Source organism: Pseudomonas sp. 05N432 (genome assembly GCF_056396945.1).
This window is the reverse complement of record NZ_JBFTMM010000022.1, coordinates 28,429-44,208: the sequence shown is the minus strand read 5'-3', so window position 1 is coordinate 44,208 and position 15,780 is coordinate 28,429. Positions and strand designations below refer to the sequence as shown.

14 protein-coding genes and 1 pseudogene are annotated in these 15,780 nt (G+C 58.9%); 9 read left to right on the top strand and 6 right to left on the bottom strand.

From position 1 onward, the window contains the following. Positions 1–227: 227 nt before the first annotated feature. Positions 228–1,217, bottom strand: a complete 990-nt coding sequence (locus AC1DHT_RS24840; protein WP_427540303.1) for an SDR family oxidoreductase — start codon at positions 1,215–1,217, stop codon at positions 228–230. A 95-nt stretch (positions 1,218–1,312) separates the two neighbouring features. Here AC1DHT_RS24840 and AC1DHT_RS24835 point away from each other — a divergent pair, with 95 nt between their 5' ends. Together AC1DHT_RS24835 and AC1DHT_RS24830 are read left to right on the top strand one after the other, a co-directional pair. Next, positions 1,313–2,218 (top strand): LysR family transcriptional regulator, encoded by a 906-nt coding sequence (locus AC1DHT_RS24835; RefSeq protein WP_427540306.1) that lies wholly within the window; start codon positions 1,313–1,315, stop codon positions 2,216–2,218. A 66-nt stretch (positions 2,219–2,284) separates the two neighbouring features. Continuing rightward, a complete protein-coding gene (locus AC1DHT_RS24830; RefSeq protein ID WP_427528275.1) occupies positions 2,285–2,863 on the top strand; it encodes a DUF4337 domain-containing protein in 579 nt (192 codons plus the stop codon). Positions 2,864–2,915: 52 nt separating this feature from the next. Here the strand turns inward: AC1DHT_RS24830 and AC1DHT_RS24825 are convergent, their stop codons facing one another. Beyond that, the gene (locus AC1DHT_RS24825; protein ID WP_427528277.1) at positions 2,916–3,251 is read right to left on the bottom strand and encodes a hypothetical protein; all 336 of its coding nucleotides are present in this window, start codon (positions 3,249–3,251) and stop codon (positions 2,916–2,918) included. 412 nt (positions 3,252–3,663) lie between these two features. Here AC1DHT_RS24825 and osmE point away from each other — a divergent pair, with 412 nt between their 5' ends. The 4 genes from osmE (at position 3,664) to AC1DHT_RS24805 (ending at position 6,993) form a co-directional block, all read left to right on the top strand. After that, positions 3,664–4,029, top strand: a complete 366-nt coding sequence (gene osmE, locus AC1DHT_RS24820; RefSeq protein ID WP_103315390.1) for an osmotically-inducible lipoprotein OsmE — start codon at positions 3,664–3,666, stop codon at positions 4,027–4,029. A 231-nt stretch (positions 4,030–4,260) separates the two neighbouring features. Further along, positions 4,261–4,647: a hypothetical protein gene (locus AC1DHT_RS24815; RefSeq protein ID WP_427540309.1), complete on the top strand. Its 387-nt coding sequence runs from the start codon at positions 4,261–4,263 to the stop codon at positions 4,645–4,647. A gap of 305 nt (positions 4,648–4,952) precedes the next feature. Further along, positions 4,953–5,636: a response regulator transcription factor gene (locus AC1DHT_RS24810; RefSeq protein ID WP_427540312.1), complete on the top strand. Its 684-nt coding sequence runs from the start codon at positions 4,953–4,955 to the stop codon at positions 5,634–5,636. Further along, positions 5,614–6,993: a sensor histidine kinase gene (locus AC1DHT_RS24805; RefSeq protein ID WP_427540315.1), complete on the top strand. Its 1,380-nt coding sequence runs from the start codon at positions 5,614–5,616 to the stop codon at positions 6,991–6,993. Before AC1DHT_RS24810 ends, AC1DHT_RS24805 begins: the two co-directional genes overlap by 23 nt. 72 nt (positions 6,994–7,065) lie before the next feature. Here the strand turns inward: AC1DHT_RS24805 and AC1DHT_RS24800 are convergent, their stop codons facing one another. Continuing rightward, on the bottom strand, positions 7,066–7,476 hold the full coding sequence (locus tag AC1DHT_RS24800; protein ID WP_427528285.1) for a PA0061/PA0062 family lipoprotein: 411 nt from the start codon (positions 7,474–7,476) through the stop codon (positions 7,066–7,068). 77 nt (positions 7,477–7,553) lie between these two features. After that, entirely contained in the window at positions 7,554–7,958 is a 405-nt protein-coding gene (locus tag AC1DHT_RS24795) for a PA0061/PA0062 family lipoprotein (protein WP_427540318.1), read from the bottom strand. Between the two features lie 225 nt (positions 7,959–8,183). Between AC1DHT_RS24795 and AC1DHT_RS24790 the strand changes: the two genes are divergently transcribed. The 3 genes from AC1DHT_RS24790 to AC1DHT_RS24780 are packed head-to-tail and all read left to right on the top strand — an operon-like array spanning position 8,184 to position 13,981. Beyond that, positions 8,184–11,417 (top strand): efflux RND transporter permease subunit, encoded by a 3,234-nt coding sequence (locus AC1DHT_RS24790; RefSeq protein WP_427540321.1) that lies wholly within the window; start codon positions 8,184–8,186, stop codon positions 11,415–11,417. Next, positions 11,407–12,573 (top strand): efflux RND transporter periplasmic adaptor subunit, encoded by a 1,167-nt coding sequence (locus AC1DHT_RS24785; RefSeq protein ID WP_427540324.1) that lies wholly within the window; start codon positions 11,407–11,409, stop codon positions 12,571–12,573. Before AC1DHT_RS24790 ends, AC1DHT_RS24785 begins: the two co-directional genes overlap by 11 nt. Beyond that, positions 12,557–13,981 (top strand): efflux transporter outer membrane subunit, encoded by a 1,425-nt coding sequence (locus AC1DHT_RS24780; RefSeq protein ID WP_427540327.1) that lies wholly within the window; start codon positions 12,557–12,559, stop codon positions 13,979–13,981. Before AC1DHT_RS24785 ends, AC1DHT_RS24780 begins: the two co-directional genes overlap by 17 nt. Positions 13,982–14,139: 158 nt before the next feature. On the opposite strand, the gene AC1DHT_RS24775 is transcribed toward AC1DHT_RS24780, so the two are convergent. Next, positions 14,140–15,231 carry a methyl-accepting chemotaxis protein gene (locus AC1DHT_RS24775; RefSeq protein ID WP_477761519.1) on the bottom strand — a complete coding sequence of 364 codons (1,092 nt, stop codon included), beginning with the start codon at positions 15,229–15,231 and terminating at the stop codon, positions 14,140–14,142. Positions 15,232–15,429: 198 nt separating this feature from the next. Next, positions 15,430–15,705 (bottom strand): annotated as a pseudogene (locus AC1DHT_RS24770) (PAS domain-containing protein); the annotation flags it as partial. Positions 15,706–15,780 lie beyond the last annotated feature (75 nt).

Below are 15,780 nucleotides of genomic sequence, written 5' to 3'. Positions count from 1 at the left end.
TGACAGTATTTTTGCTGCTGTACCTATGCACTGACGCCTCCCGTACTGACTGCCAGGTGATACCCGTCGAACACTGGGTACACGCTGACGCTTACAAACAATGCATGGCTGCAGCGAAAAAGCTGACAGTAGATCTCACTGCCAAGAATCGAAAGAGCAATTATTTTGTCTGCGAAACTCGAGGCAGTCAGTGACCGCCAATGGAGACAGTTGTTGGCGCTCTTGCATCAGGAATAAGTCGCCAAGCCGTCTTGACGGATACACCCCATGCCCAGCAACGCCGCTTCGACAGCTTCATCCAACGGTGTATGCGGCTCGCGCCCCAGCACCGCGATCAATCGCGCATTGTCCATCTGCACCGGCGTACGCCACAAATAACGCATTTCCAGCATTTCACGGAAGGTCACGACAAAAGGTGAAGCCAGCGTCAGCAACCACCACGGGAACGCTGTCACTCGCGGCTTGATGCCTATGTGCCGATTAACAACACGCTGGATAGCACCGCTCATACAGGTACCGTCGGTGTCCAGGTGGCCGGCCATATGAAAGCTTTCGAAGGCGTGAAGTGAGGTACGGCGCTCCAGCAACTCGACCATGGTCCGCGCAACATCAGGCAGATAGGCCCACTGGTGAGCAACGCCCTGCTCACCTGGATAACTCACTGCCTTGACGGGCCTCCCCGGCTTGATCAAGCCCATGGAAAACCAGTTGCTACCGGCTCGCGGCCCGAAAAAATCCCCGGCGCGAACGATCAGCGCACGAGCACCCTTTTCAGCAGCCTTGCGCAAGCGCTGCTCCATCTCCACCCGAATAGCGCCTTTTCGGGTAAGCGGCTGCTGCGGTGAGCTTTCATGCAATACCGGAAAAGCATCAGGGCCAAAGTTATAAACCGTGCCGGGCAGCACGATGGTTGCACCCTCGACCACGGCCGCAGCGATGGTGTTGTCGAGCATCGGCAACACCAGCTCCGGCCATCGACGATAGCCCGGCGGATTGACCGCATGCACAATCACCGAACAGCCCTTCGCGGCCTCGATAACCTCCTGCCGATTCAGTGCATCACCGCGCAACCATGTGATACCCGCGTGTTGATCGATACCCTTCTCAAGATGACGTGTTAGCGCGCACACCTCCCAACCGGCGTCTTTCAATTGACGCGCCACTTCCCCGCCAATCCCGCCTGTCGCTCCCAGTACCAGCGCTTTGTTGCTGTTCATCCCGACACCTTCAAGTGTTATAGAGGGCTTGATCCTGAGCGAATGGACGCTATAGATAAATTGCAGAAGATCAGCGTGACGCTATACATTTATGCATGGCATCGAATATTGGTTGGGAGCTCTATCGATCCTTCCTGGGGGTACTCAATGAAGGATCGCTGTCGGGCGCGGCGCGCTTGCTCGGCATCACACAGCCTACGGTCGGCCGGCACATCGCCGCGCTCGAAAAAGCGCTGGATGTGGTTTTGTTTACACGATCACAAACAGGGCTGATGCCCACCGAAGTGGCACTGACCCTGCGCGCCCACGCACAAACCATGGAAAATACAGCGGCCTCGATTGAGCGAGCCGCCTCAAGTCAAGGTGCGGCAGTTCAGGGGATTATCCGTATTTCAGCCAGTGATGTGATTGGCGTCGAGGTGTTGCCGCCAATCATCACGCGGCTTCGCCAACAACACCCGGCATTGAAAGTAGAACTTGTACTGACTAACCGCGTGGTGGATCTCTTGCAGTTGGAAGCGGACATCGCCGTGCGCATGATGCGCCCCCGCCAAGAGCAACTGGTGGCACGTCGGATCGGTCATATCGAACTCGGGCTGCATGCACACGCCGAGTACTTGAGCCAACATGGCATGCCGCGCGACCTCAACGAACTGGCCAGCCATTCGATCATCGGCTACGACCAGCCGAACGCCTTTATCCGCAGTATCAGCAAGTCCATCAAAGGCATTGACCGCCAGCTCTTCTCACTGAGCAGCGACAGCGATCTGGCGCAGCTGGCATTGATACGCGCGGGGGCCGGTATCGGCTTCTGCCAGGTTCCGCTGGCCAAGCGTGATGGAGCATTGCAACGTGTACTGTCGACGACGTTTTCGCTGGGATTGGAAACCTGGGTCACCATGCACGAGGACTTGCGCAACAGCCCGCGCTGCCGCGCGACCTTCGACGCGTTGGTTGAAGGGTTGCAGCAGTATGCAAGTCGCAATGGCCCGGATGATTGAGATAGCGCCTTTGGCATTCACTCCAGTTACAATTTGATACTTATTCACTCCCCAAAGACCAAAGTCATGACTGAAGACTTCGAAGTCCCTAGCCCGCACGAAAAGCATCTGGAACACGCTACCGAGCACGCCCAGGCCCGCGGAGACAGTTTTGCCAGCAAGATAGCGGTGATGACCGCGATCATGGCGACCATCGGTGCCATGCTCAGCTATCAGGCGGGCTCCACGGAAAGCGAAGCGGCGATGGACAAGAACAACGCTGCCATCAAGAAAACCGAAGCCTCCAACGAGTGGAATTACTACCAGGCGAAATCCAGCCGACAAAACCTCTCTGAACTGGCGATTCACATCCCCGGCCTGGATGCCGCGCACTACACCGCCGAAGCGCAACGCTACAAGACCGAAAAGGAAGCAGTGCGCAAGAAAGCGGAAGAACTCGAAGCCGAAGCTCGCGAGTGGGATGCAAAATCAGAATTGGCATTGCACCAGCATCACCGTTGGGCACAGGCAATGACGGCGATTCAGATTGCAATTTCGCTGGCGGCGATCACCTTGTTGACGCGCAAGGAATGGCTGAAACGGATGGCGTACAGTGCAGCAGGCATTAGCGTCGTGCTGGGTTCGCTGGCGTGGCTGCATCTATAAGTTTATTGAGGGGGGGCGACGTCAGTTTCCCCCCGCCCTGCTGACTCATGAGCTACAAACAGTCGTGCACCGACTTCATCAGCGCGCTGGATTTGGCCCACGGCGGGCCTTGATACAGCGATATGCGGCTCCCATTCTTGTACTTCACGATATCCAGCGTCTCATCGGCCGTCACAACGCTTGGCGCAGTAATCCTGTAGCCGTTTGAAATCGTAGTCTGGGTGGTTTTAGGGATCTCACGCTGCCAGGCCGGCAGAACGCACTGGGCGTAATCCTTGGGAACCTTGGCAGTGATCTCGCTGACATTGGGTTCACCCGGCACCAAGGATGCTGGCAAAGAGCACCCAGCCAACGCTGCAACAGCAAGCGCGCCGATCAAAATTCGCATAATTGTTCCCTGCAATAAAATGTGGCAAATGTAACGCGAGGCCGGGTAGACATCCAGCGTAATTGAGAGAACGTTCTGTTGCAGAATTGAGAACAAATCTATCGAAAAGGAACCTTTTCGCGCGCATCCGAACGTCGCTCCTGCTCCTTTTCGCAAGTCCCGCATGCTGGCCTGACGCTTCGTCGCCTCGTCGTTGATAGCCTCTGGGCCCAGGAGCACACTCCAGATCGCTGACGGACCCAGCCCCCAAACAAAAAGCCCACCACGCGTGGGCTTTCTGTTATCTGCCCTTCCCTCGCACGCCCCAATTCCTCAGCCCTGAGGATATTTGGCGTGCACCGCCGAACTCGACTTTACTTTTATTGATGTACCCAAGAGTTTCTTCACGACACTCACTTTCGGGAGCCCAGTCATGAACACTCGTCTATTCGCACTGGTCGTCGTGCTGTCCGCGGTGGCAGGATGCAGCTCCGAGACATCGGTCTATCGAGAGCAACCGCTGGTCGCAAAGGTAGAAATGGGCATGAGCAAGGATCAAGTCCAGCAAATCGGCGGCAAGCCTTTATCAATCAGCGATCGCACCGTCGAGCCCGGCACCTGTTTTGACTACATGCTCACGCAAGCCGGCCAAAAGCACACGTTCAACGTCAGTTTTGATGGTCGAGGCAAAGTCGACCACAAAAGCTTTATGACGTGTGCGGAATGGAGTCATATGCAGCAAAAGGCCAGAGAGCCATCTGGCAGTACGGGCGGCGGGATGGGCGGTGGCGGTTATTAGCCTTTGACAGCCCTTGTCCTCACAAACTTCTATCTCCCTCTCCGACATCAGTTCAACCGTATTTCGTCGCAGAGTCGTTGACGCGCCCCTTTTTGGGGCGTGGAATAATCTGGATCTGTTGACGTTTGGTGGCGAACCGGGTTGCGATGCCCTGCGTCAAATGGGCCGCCGTCGAGGTMATCACAAAACATCAATAGCCCCTGATGCAACAGATGTCGGGAGGATTTCCACATGGCTAAAATAAAAGTTCTAGCTGGTGATTTTCTTCATGGAGTGGGGGCGTACGAATCCGGTGTTGTCAGTATCGAGACAGCACTCTATCCGTGGCCTGGTATCAATGTCCTGGTTACCGATATCAAACACATCAACGTTGTAAACCAAACCCCGATCACACTGACACATGGCTGTGCCGGAATGGGCTTGGCCGCTGCAATGGCTATAGCCCCCACCTGGTCCATGACAGACACCGCCATGGCCCGGGCTGATGCAGAGGTTACGTTCTGGATTGAACTCAGGGATGGCAGGAAAATGCTCTGTTTGACAGATATCGACACCTATCGACATCTGGAAGCGGGATGCTCGCGGCCCACCTCGGGATACGAGCAAGAGGAGACGTGAAAATGGCCAACGGCAGCCTGATGATCAAAGGCGAAAAGAGCGTGCAGATCAAAGCCGAATAAGCCGGTGACAGCCCACCCTATTGCCGTGAAACCGGCAAGAGGCTTTATCAGATGGTCACCTGAACACCCTGCGAGGGCTAGCTTTCGCAGGGTGTTTTGTTTTCAGGCGGGATGACTCGAGTGCGCTGATCAACTGCCAGCCTGCGCCTTCGGCACACCAACATGAAATTTTCATCAGAAAGTCAGGCAATTTTTATTGGCAAAATTGGACATCCGGTAATGTCTTTTCATTAGGTAACCGATATGTCCCGTATTTTGACCATAGAAGATGATGCCGTTACGGCTAAGGAAATCGTGGCCGAGTTACAAAGCCATGGATTTGAAGTGGACTGGGTGGACAATGGCCGTGAAGGCCTGGTGAGCGCGGTCAGTGGCAATTACGATCTGATCACGCTCGACCGTATGCTCCCCGAGCTCGATGGCCTGGCCATTGTCACCACACTGCGTACCATTGGCGTGGTGACGCCCATCCTGATGATCAGCGCCCTCTCCGATGTTGACGAACGCGTACGCGGTCTGCGTGCCGGCGGTGACGACTACCTCTCCAAGCCGTTCGCCACCGACGAAATGGCCGCGCGTGTCGAAGTGCTGCTGCGGCGTAAAAGCCCGGTCAGGGAATTCGAAACCACCCTTAGAGTCGCCGATCTGGAACTCAACCTGATCAGTCACGAAGCCATTCGCAACAATCAGCCGCTGAATCTGCTGCCCACCGAATACAAACTGCTGGAATTCATGATGCGCAATCCGGGACAAGTTCTCTCGCGGATGATGATTTTCGAAGAAGTATGGGGTTATCACTTCGACCCGGGAACCAACCTGATCGACGTGCATATCGGGCGCCTGCGCAAGAAGATCGATCCTCCCGGCATGACTCCCTTGATCCGGACGATGCGAGGCTCGGGCTATGTCATTGCTGAACCCCTCTAAAGGCTGGAGCTCTTCGACCAGTCGCTTGCTGGCGCTCTACAGTACGTTGTTCGTGATCTGGAGCGGCGTCCTGATGGGCGGGCTCTATTACGAAGTTTCCGGTTACATGAACCGTCTGGCCAAACACTCGTTGATGCAGCGCCAGCACCTGCTCTCGCGTTTTCAAGGCGATCAACTGATCGAAGCGCTGACCACCAGCATGCAGTTCGATATGCCGAACGTGGATGCCTTTGGGGTATTCGACAGCCAAAAAAAACCGCTGAACGGAGCGATCCGGAAAATCCCTGCACAACTGCCTCTGGACGGCCAGATTCACGAATTGAACAGCTGCGTAGATTCCGACGATCCGGCGCTGCCGCAGTCCAGTTGTTATGCCATCGCGACCCACATCCAGAATGACCGCTGGCTGGTACTGGTTCGGGATAACGGTTCATTACTCGCAGTCACCCTGATCATTTGGCATGCGCTGCTCTGGGGTATTTCCCTGACCATCATTCCCGGCATCGCTGCCTGGCAATTGTTGCGCCGCCGCCCACTGCACCGGATTCGAGCGATTCAGGCCAGTGCGCAATCCATTGTCGCCGGCAAACTGACCCAACGCCTGCCGCTGTCGGATCGACGCGACGAACTGGATATGCTCGCGGCTATCGCCAACGCCATGCTTGATCGCATCGAGCGGTTGCTGAATGAAGTCAAAGGTACATGCGACAACATTGCCCATGACTTGCGCACCCCCCTCACCCATATACGGACGCAGCTCTACCGCATTCAACAACAGGCCAGTGAAGGTTCGCCGCAGGCCTTGCAAATGAACAAGGTCATTGCCGAAGCCGATACGTTGATGGCGCGCTTTCGCGGCCTGCTGCGCATCTCTGAACTGGAAGATCATCAGCGTCGCTCCGCGTTCATCCAGTTCGATCCAATGACGTTGTTGAAGGAGGTTCATGACTTCTATTTGCCGCTTGCCGAGGAGCGCCAACTCACCCTGCGGTTGCAGCTACCGCAATCGCTGCCGTCCCTGGACGGCGACCGGGCATTGCTGTTCGAAGCGCTGGCCAACCTGCTGAGCAATTCGATCAAGTTCACACCGCACGGCGGTGAGGTCATCCTCAAGGCCGTCAGTCATGAAGGCAGCACACGGATCGAAGTGTTGGACTCCGGCCCGGGAATTCCTCCCGCTGAACGAGAGGCGGTATTCCAGCGCTTCTATCGCTGCGACAGCGCTCACCAGCAGAGCGGCTTCGGACTGGGACTATCGATTGTTGCCGCGATCATCGATCTGCACGGGTTCAGACTGGAGGTCGGAACCCGTGAGCATGGAGGCGCTCGGCTGATTCTGGATTGTCGTCCCGATTAGATCCGGTTCGGGCAAAACCTTAGTGCGCCGATCTGGCCAGTTTCAGTCGCGCACGACGGCCCCTGGATGTGTTTACCCCGGCATGCATCTAAAGTCGCCAGTCTGTGCGACTTGCTGACCGTGGGAGTCCTCCAGACGTGCACTGACTTCCTGCCCCAGGCTCGACTCCACCAGTGTGTAGTGTTCGCCCGCCTTGAATTGGTTGTAGTGGACCTCGCCTTGACAGTCCTGCTGGTTCGAGTCACCACTCGGGATCTCGAACAGCGTCACGGCCAGATCATGAGCACCGGGGGTCACTTCGAAAAAGCGTCCGTCATCGATACGTTTGCCATCCACCCGTTCCGCCAGCATGTCATTGGGTGCCTCATCCCGAAGCCCGATCCAGGCCATGCCCGGATCAGGTTTTGGCATCGGGCCGGCACAGGCGGACAACAGACAGGCCACGCTCAGGCCAGGAATCAGCAGCAGTTGTTTAAGTGTCATCGAATGACTCTCTCTCATGTAAAAAACACAGACCCCGGCATGCCTGCAGGTCAATCACCAATCGTTGGAAAGCTGGTCTACAAACACTTGAAGCGGTCGCTTTGCGCGACTTGCTTGCCGTGGGAATCGACCAGGCGGGCGCTGGCGGACTGCCCCTCGCTCGACGTATTTATCTGGTAATGCTCACCTGCCTGAAAGCCGCTGTATTGAAGATGCCCCATGCAAGTGGGCTCGACCGAGTCGCCATCTGCCCCGGTCAGCAGCGTCATCTGCAGGCGATGAGCGCCAGGCTTGACCTCGAAATAGCGACCATCGTCGACTCGCCGGCCATCGACCCGATCCGCCAGCAAACTGCTGCTCGAGGGTTGTTGCAGACCAATCCAGGCGTCGCTCGGATCGGACTTGGGAACCGGCCCCGCACAGGCGGACAACAGGCAGGCCAGGCCAAGACCTGGAATCAGTAACAGGGGTTTGAATGTCATTGAAAAAAACCTCGCAAATGACAGCCGATGTCGTCGTCAGGGTTGAAAGCAGCCCATCGGCTTGAGCATCAGAGTGGCGAGACAGGCAGGTGCAGACAAATGAATCCAGGTGAAAGGATTTTCAGGAAATCGGTAAAAATTTCTTCATTCCGGTGAAGGCAAATTGTTAGTTTGCAACCGCAAGACTGCCGAGGATTGCAACTCAACTCCTCGGAGGTTTACGGCATGCTCGGGCTGGTAAAGACTGCACTGCTAAAGCCCTACACGTTTATCGTGCTGGCAATTTTCATCTGCATCATCGGGCCCATGGCTGCGCTGCGCACACCGACCGATGTCTTCCCCGACATCGGCATTCCGGTGATTGCAGTGGTCTGGCAATACAACGGACTGGCCCCGCAGGATATGGCCGGACGGGTGATCTATACCTATGAGCGCTCCCTGAGCACCACGGTCAACGACATCGAACATATCGAGTCGCAATCGCTGCCGGGCATGGGCATCGTCAAGATTTTCTTCCAGCCAGGCGTCGATATCCGTACCGCCAATGCCCAGGTTACGGCGGTGTCACAGACAGTCCTGAAACAGATGCCCCCGGGGATTACCCCGCCGCTGGTCCTGAACTACAGCGCCTCCACGGTGCCAATCCTGCAGATGGCGTTCTCCAGCCCGACCCTGTCGGAAGCGAAAATTCGCGACCTGGTGCAGAACAGTATCCGCCTGCCACTGACTTCGGTCCCGGGCTTGGCGATCCCCACCCCCATGGGCGGCAAGCAGCGCCAGATCACCCTCGACCTCGACCCTCAGGCGCTGGCTGCCAAGGGGCTCTCGGCGCAGGACGTGGGTAACGCGTTGGCGGCTCAAAACCAGATCATCCCGGTGGGCACCGCCAAGCTCGGCCCCAATGAATACACGGTGTTGCTCAACAACAGCCCGCAAGCCATCGACGAACTCAACGACCTGCCGATCAAGACGGTCGACGGCGCGCTGATCACCATCGGCCAGGTGGCCCACGTGCGTGACGGCTCACCGCCACAGACCAATATCGTGCGAGTCGACGGCCGACGCGCCGTGCTGATGCCTGCCTTGAAGAACGGCAACATCTCCACCCTGTCGATCATCGACGGCATTCGCCAGATGCTGCCGCGCATCAATGAAACCCTGCCACCATCGCTCAAGACCTCGTTGCTGGGCGACGCTTCGGTGTTCGTCAAACAGTCGGTGGGCAGCGTAGCCCGGGAAGGCATCATCGCCGCCTTGCTGACCAGCGCGATGATTCTGCTGTTTCTCGGCAGCTGGCGTTCGACCCTGATCATCGCAGCCTCGATTCCGCTGGCGGTGCTGTCGGCCATCGCCCTGCTGGCCGCCAGCGGCCAGACCCTGAACGTCATGACCCTTGGAGGGCTGGCGTTGGCGGTGGGGATTCTGGTGGACGATGCCACGGTGACCATCGAGAACATCAACTGGCATCTGGAACAAGGCAAGGCGGTGAAGACCGCGATCCTCGACGGTGCGAAACAGATTGTCGGTCCGGCCTTCGTATCGCTGCTGTGTATCTGCATCGTGTTCGTGCCGATGTTCCTGCTGCAGGGCATCGCCGGATACCTGTTCCGGCCGATGGCCCTGGCGGTGATCTTCGCCATGGCCAGTTCGTTCATCCTCTCGCGGACACTGGTGCCAACCCTCGCGATGTTCCTGCTCAAACCTCATGTGCCCGAGCAAGGTCCGGGGCATCACCCGGAAGATGAATTCATCAATCATCATGAGGGCGAACATCACCACACGCCTCGGCATCCGTTGCTGCAAGCGCTGCTGAATTTCCAGCAGGGATTCGAACAGCGATTTTCAAACCTGCGGGACACCTACTACGGGTTGCTGCAACTGGCTCTGGAATACCGCAAGCGATTCCTGTTGGGATTTCTGGCCTGTGTCCTGGCTTCCTTTGCGCTGCTACCGAGCCTGGGCCAGGACTTTTTCCCGGCCACCGACGCCGGCGCGCTGTCCTTGCACGTGCGCTTGCCACTGGGCACGCGGATCGAAGAAAGCGCTGCGGCCTTCGACCGGATCGAAGCACGCATTCGCGAGATCATTCCGGCCGAGCAACTGGACACGATCGTCGACAATATCGGTATCCCGCTGAGCGGTATCGACATGGCCTACAGCAACAGCGGCACCATCGGTCCCCAGGACGGTGACATTCAAGTCACCCTCAAAACGGAACACAGCCCCACCGCCGACTACGTGAAGCGGCTGCGCGAGGCCTTGCCCGAAAGCTTCCCCGGCAGCCATTTCGCTTTTCTGCCAGCGGACATCAGCAGCCAGATCCTCAACTTCGGCGCACCGGCACCGCTGGACGTGAAAATCTCCGGACCCGATAGCAACGCCAACCGTGCCTACGCGGTGGAACTGGAGCGACGCCTGCAACATGTGGCCGGTATTGCCGACCTGCGAATCCAGCAGTCCACCGGTTATCCGTCGCTGCAAGTCAAGGTCGACCGACTGCGGGCCAATGGCCTGGGCATCACCGAACGTGACGTGACCAACAGCATGGTCGCGTCCCTGGCCGGCAGCTCCCAGGTCGCGCCGACCTTCTGGCTAAACCCGGCCAACGGCGTGTCGTATGGAGTGGTCGCGGCCACCCCGCAATATCGCCTGGACAGCCTGCCATCGCTGGAAGCGTTGCCGGTCACCGGCAGTGACGGGCGCTCGCAGATCCTCGGCGGCCTGGCGAGCATTTCCCGGGGGCAGAGCGAGGCGGTCGTCAGTCACTACAACGTCATGCCGACCCTGGACCTGTACGCCAACGTGCAGGGCCGTGACCTCGGCGGCGTGGCCAAGGACATCCAGAAAATTCTGGACGACACCGCTTCCTTGCGACCCAAGGGTTCGGTGATCAGCCTGCACGGGCAAATCGACGCCCTGCATGAAGCCTTCAGTGGGCTGAGCTTCGGCTTGCTGGGTGCGGTGGTGCTGATTTATCTGCTGATCGTGGTCAATTTTCAGTCCTGGGTCGATCCGTTCGTGATCATCACCGCCCTGCCCGCAGCGCTCGCCGGGATTGTCTGGATGCTCTTTCTCAGTGGCACCTCGTTATCGGTGCCGGCTCTGACCGGGGCAATCCTTTGCATGGGGGTGGCTACCGCTAACTCGATTCTGGTGGTCAGCTTCTGTCGCGAACGCCTGGCGGAACATGGCGATGCCCTCAAGGCGGCGCTGGAAGGCGGCTACACGCGCTTTCGCCCGGTGTGCATGACGGCCCTGGCGATGATCATCGGCATGCTGCCGCTGGCCCTGTCCGAAGAACAGAACGCACCACTGGGCCGCGCCGTCATCGGCGGCCTGATCCTCGCGACCACTGCCACTCTACTGTTCGTTCCGGTGGTGTTCAGCCTGGTCCACGGACGTCAATCTCGCGCTATTGCTGAAGAAAATTTTGCTGGAGAAAGCTCTCATGTCGCCTGATCAAAAACCGTCGCGCAAACGCCTGATGCTGGTGGGCATCGGAGGCCTGACCCTGGCCGCGCTGCTGGTCGCTAACGGCCTGGCCGCCCGCACCCGCCATGAAAAAGCCGTAGCCGCCTGGACCGAAACCGCAGCCGTACCGCAAGTCAGCGTGTTCCAGCCGCAACAGAACATTCACGGCGATAGCCTGCGTCTGCCAGCCCATCTGGAAGCCTGGAGCAAGGCACCGATTCATGCCCGGGTCAGCGGCTACCTCAAGGACTGGAAAACCGACATTGGCACTCAGGTCAAAGCCGGGCAGATCCTCGGCGAAATCGACAGCCCGGACCTCGATCAGCAGGTCGCGCAGACCCATGCGCGGCTGATCCAGGAGCAGGCCAACGCACGCCTCGCCGAAACCACCGCGACCCGCTGGCAAAACCTGCTGGCGACGCATTCGGTGTCGCGTCAGGAAGCTGATGAAAAACGCTCCAATGCCGCAGCAGCCAGGGCCAACGCCCAGGCAGCCGCCGCCGATTACGCCCGGCTCTCGGCGCTGGAAGACTACAAAACCATTCGTGCTCCGTTCGCCGGGACCATCACCGCCCGCAACACCGATATCGGCCAGTTGATCAAGGCTGACAGCGACAGCGATCCGGAGCTGTTCGACATCGCTGACACTCATCAACTGCGCCTGTATGTGCCGGTGCCGCAGAACTACGCCAGCGTGATCCGCCCCGGCATGCAAGCCCAATTGATCGTGCCGGAACACCCCGGCCAGCACTTCAGCGCCAGACTGATCGGTGACTCCACCGCCGTCGACCGCCTATCCGGGACCTTGCTCGCACAGTTTGTCGCCGACAACCCGGACGGGGCGTTGCTGCCCGGTGACTATGCCGAAGCCACGCTGCAGATTCCGGCCGACACTCATGGCGTGAGCATTCCCGCCAGCTCGCTGATCTTCCGCGCCCAAGGCACTCAAGTGGCCGTGCTCGACCCGGATAACCGTGTGCACTTGCGCGATATTCATATCGGTCTGGACCTGGGTGCACGGCTGGTCATTGACCAGGGCTTGAAGCCTGCGGACCGTGTCGTCGACAACCCACCGGATGCGTTGCGTGAAGGCGACGCCGTACAACTGGCCGACGCCGGAGGTACTCATGCGCCCAAGGCTTGAACCTCTCGCCGCAGTGCTGGCCATGGCGCTGACTCTGCAGGGCTGTTCGCTGGCGCCAAGCTACAAGGCGCCGCCGATCAACTTGCCCGCACAATACCGCGAACAGACCAGCGACGGTCCCTGGCACATGGCCAAACCCACCGAACAGCTGCCTTCGCAATGGTGGCAGTTATACCAGGACCCGCGTCTGGACAACCTGCAACAGCAACTGCTCAAGGCCAACCCGGACCTGGCGGCAGCCCTCGCACACTTTGATGCGGCGCAGGCTTACGCCGGCCAACTGCATGCCGGGCTGTTCCCCCAGGTCACCGCCAGTGCGCAGCCGCTGCGCCAGCGCCAGTCGGACAACCGACCCTTACGCGGGGCCACCCAACCGTCGGTGTACAACAGCAATACCGCAGGCTTCGCACTGAGCTTCGACCTCGACCTGTGGGGGCGGATTCGCAACCAGGTGGCCGCCGGCGATGCCCAGGCCCAAGCCTCTGCCGATGACCTCGCCGCCGCTCGTTTGAGCCTGCAGCATCAACTGGCAACGCTGTATGTCCAGCTCAATGGCCTCGATGCCCAGAGCAAGATCCTCACCAGCTCCCTCGATGATTACGGCCAGGCCCTGCAACTGACCCACGACCGCTATCAGGGAGAAATCGCCTCGGAACTCGATCTGACCCGAGCCCAGAGCCAACTGGCCGAGGCCAAGGCGCAACTGGACGATGTCCGCGCGCAACGCAATCTGACCGAGCATGCGATCGGTGAGCTGGTTGGCCAACCGGCCAGTGATTTCCATCTGGACGCAAACAGCCAGGCCCTGAATCTGCCATCGATACCCGGCGCGCTTCCGAGCACCTTGTTGCAACGGCGCCCGGACGTCGCAGCAGCCGAGCGAAGAGTCTTTGCCGCGAACGCCGGCATTGGTGTCGCCCGAGCGGCCTGGTACCCGGACTTCAGCCTGACGGGGCTGCTCGGAGGGCAAACCGCCGGCAGCGGCAATCTGCTGGCCGCCGGCAACCGCTATTGGGCGCTGGGGCCGTTGGTCAATCTGCCGATTTTCGACGGCGGTCGCCTGGATGCCAACGAGCGCCAGGCCAAGGCCGAGTTCGAAGAAGCGGCCGCCCATTACCGCAGTCAGGTGTTGCGAGCGGTACGCGAAGTCGAAGACAACCTCGCGCAAATGCGTGACCTGCAGCGCGAGGCTGAGGATGAGCAGGCCGCCGTCAACGCCGCGCAAACGACCCAGGCATTAGCCATGAACAGCTACGAAGCCGGGGCCGTGAATTATCTGGATGTGGTGACCGCACAAACCGCCGCTCTTCAGGCGCAGCGACGCTTGCAGGATCTACAGACCCGGCAATTGCAGGCGAGTGTCGGGTTGGTCGTGGCGCTGGGAGGGGGCTGGAACAACGCAGACTGAAACCGACCGGCAACCCATCACTCATCACCCTGTGAGAATCAATCCACGAAACTCCACCGCGCAATCCAAACGAACCTGCCCTGCGCGGCTTGTGCCACGCCAACCCCACCTGCTTCGGGATCAGCGTGGCACTGCTGCCATATACGCAGAGAATCAGGCTATCGATTGAACCGCTCGACCAGTGAGTACTGAGTAGCCGCTGTTTTAGTCAGTTCGTTGCTGAGCTCTGCCGAGTGATGGGCTTGCTCTGAGGTCTGATCGGCCAAATGCGCAATGGTGCTGATATTGCGGCTGATCTCCTCGGCAACGGCGGTTTGCTCTTCGGTAGCGGCCGCGATCTGAGTGGTCATGTCGGTGATATTGGCCACTGCTTCACTGATCCCCACCAACGCCCGGTCTGCCTCAAGCACCCACGCCACACCTTCTTCGGCCTGACGGTGACCGCTTTCCATCGCCTGCACAGCGTTATTGGAGGACGCCTGGAGCTTGGTGRTCAGGCCATGGATCTGTGTCGTCGACTCGGACGTGCGCTGCGCCAACTGACGAACCTCGTCAGCCACCACGGCAAAGCCTCGTCCCATATCGCCAGCACGTGCAGCTTCGATCGCGGCATTCAAGGCCAGCAGATTCGTTTGATCGGCAATGCCCTTGATCACGTCGACGACTGTGCCGATTTCATTGCTGTCCTTGGCCAACTGCGCCACCGTTTGCCCGGTTTCACCGACCACGGCGGAAAGACGCTCGATGGCTTCGCGGGTGTCTCTGGCCACATCGCGTCCGCGCCCGGTCAGTTGGTTAGCCTCTTGGGTGGCGTCAGCGGTGCGCTGGACATGGCTCGCAACTTCCTGCGTGGTCGCCGCCATTTGATTGACCGCGGCGGACACCTGCTCGGTCTCGACACGCTGGCGATCAAGACCTTGTGAGCTATCGGACGCCAGAACGTTGGATCTTCCGGCAAGCCCGCTGAGTTGCTCTGCAGTGTCTTGAAGGCGCGTCAGGCAGGTCTTCAGGCGCGCGTCCTGACTGACAAAGGCCGTTGCCAATCGTGCTTGAGGCCCCCGCTCATCGCTGTACATCTGTGCAATGAGTTGATCGGACGTGGAAGGTTCAGCCATCTGCAACAGACGCAGCGTACTTTGCTTTTGCCAGCGGGACGTCATCAGCCCGAGCGGAACCGAAATGCCTGCCGCGACGACAAAAGCCAGCGTGGAATCGAGGAACATCCCTCCCACAGTGCCCGCCAGCCCCATCACCAGATACGGCAGGCATTCCTCGAGGACAGGTTGCCATTTGTCTCGAGTGGGAATGGCCGGTTTTCCCTGACTGATACGCTTGTAGAGGGCTTCGGCGCGGCGGATCTGTCCGGCGGTAGGTTTGACCCGGACCGACTCAAAACCAACCACCTGGCTGCCTTCAAAAATCGGTGTGACGTAAGCGTTGACCCAGTAGTGATCGCCATTCCTGGAGCGGTTCTTGACGATCCCCATCCAGGGATTGCCTTGCTTGAGAGCACCCCACATATGGGCAAAAACGGCGGGTGGCACATCAGGATGGCGAACGATGTTTTGAGGGGCGCCAATCAGATCGGCTCGGTCGAAACCACTGATCTCGACGAAGGCGTCATTGCAGTAAGTGATGACGCCTCGGGCATCTGTTGTCGAGATCAGTTTTTGTTGCGGTGCAAGCGCGATTTCACGTTGTGTAACGGGTTGGTTGTTTCTCATTCCTGCAGCTCCCTGTGTCCTGTAAACGTGCCATCGGCAGGCACCCGGAAAAGGTTAGCTGTGTTTTCTTAGAAA

What these genes read in the sequence shown, in the direction of transcription:
- osmE (WP_103315390.1), top strand. Translation starts at nt 3,664, where the DNA reads ATGAACACTCGTCTATTCGCACTGGTCGTCGTGCTGTCCGCGGTGGCA.
- AC1DHT_RS24795 (WP_427540318.1), bottom strand. Translation starts at nt 7,958, where the DNA reads ATGACATTCAAACCCCTGTTACTGATTCCAGGTCTTGGCCTGGCCTGC.
- AC1DHT_RS24800 (WP_427528285.1), bottom strand. Translation starts at nt 7,476, where the DNA reads ATGACACTTAAACAACTGCTGCTGATTCCTGGCCTGAGCGTGGCCTGT.
- AC1DHT_RS24780 (WP_427540327.1), top strand. Translation starts at nt 12,557, where the DNA reads ATGCGCCCAAGGCTTGAACCTCTCGCCGCAGTGCTGGCCATGGCGCTG.
- AC1DHT_RS24790 (WP_427540321.1), top strand. Translation starts at nt 8,184, where the DNA reads ATGCTCGGGCTGGTAAAGACTGCACTGCTAAAGCCCTACACGTTTATC.
- AC1DHT_RS24825 (WP_427528277.1), bottom strand. Translation starts at nt 3,251, where the DNA reads ATGCGAATTTTGATCGGCGCGCTTGCTGTTGCAGCGTTGGCTGGGTGC.
- AC1DHT_RS24830 (WP_427528275.1), top strand. Translation starts at nt 2,285, where the DNA reads ATGACTGAAGACTTCGAAGTCCCTAGCCCGCACGAAAAGCATCTGGAA.
- AC1DHT_RS24810 (WP_427540312.1), top strand. Translation starts at nt 4,953, where the DNA reads ATGTCCCGTATTTTGACCATAGAAGATGATGCCGTTACGGCTAAGGAA.
- AC1DHT_RS24840 (WP_427540303.1), bottom strand. Translation starts at nt 1,217, where the DNA reads ATGAACAGCAACAAAGCGCTGGTACTGGGAGCGACAGGCGGGATTGGC.
- AC1DHT_RS24815 (WP_427540309.1), top strand. Translation starts at nt 4,261, where the DNA reads ATGGCTAAAATAAAAGTTCTAGCTGGTGATTTTCTTCATGGAGTGGGG.
- AC1DHT_RS24785 (WP_427540324.1), top strand. Translation starts at nt 11,407, where the DNA reads ATGTCGCCTGATCAAAAACCGTCGCGCAAACGCCTGATGCTGGTGGGC.
- AC1DHT_RS24835 (WP_427540306.1), top strand. Translation starts at nt 1,313, where the DNA reads ATGGCATCGAATATTGGTTGGGAGCTCTATCGATCCTTCCTGGGGGTA.
- AC1DHT_RS24805 (WP_427540315.1), top strand. Translation starts at nt 5,614, where the DNA reads ATGTCATTGCTGAACCCCTCTAAAGGCTGGAGCTCTTCGACCAGTCGC.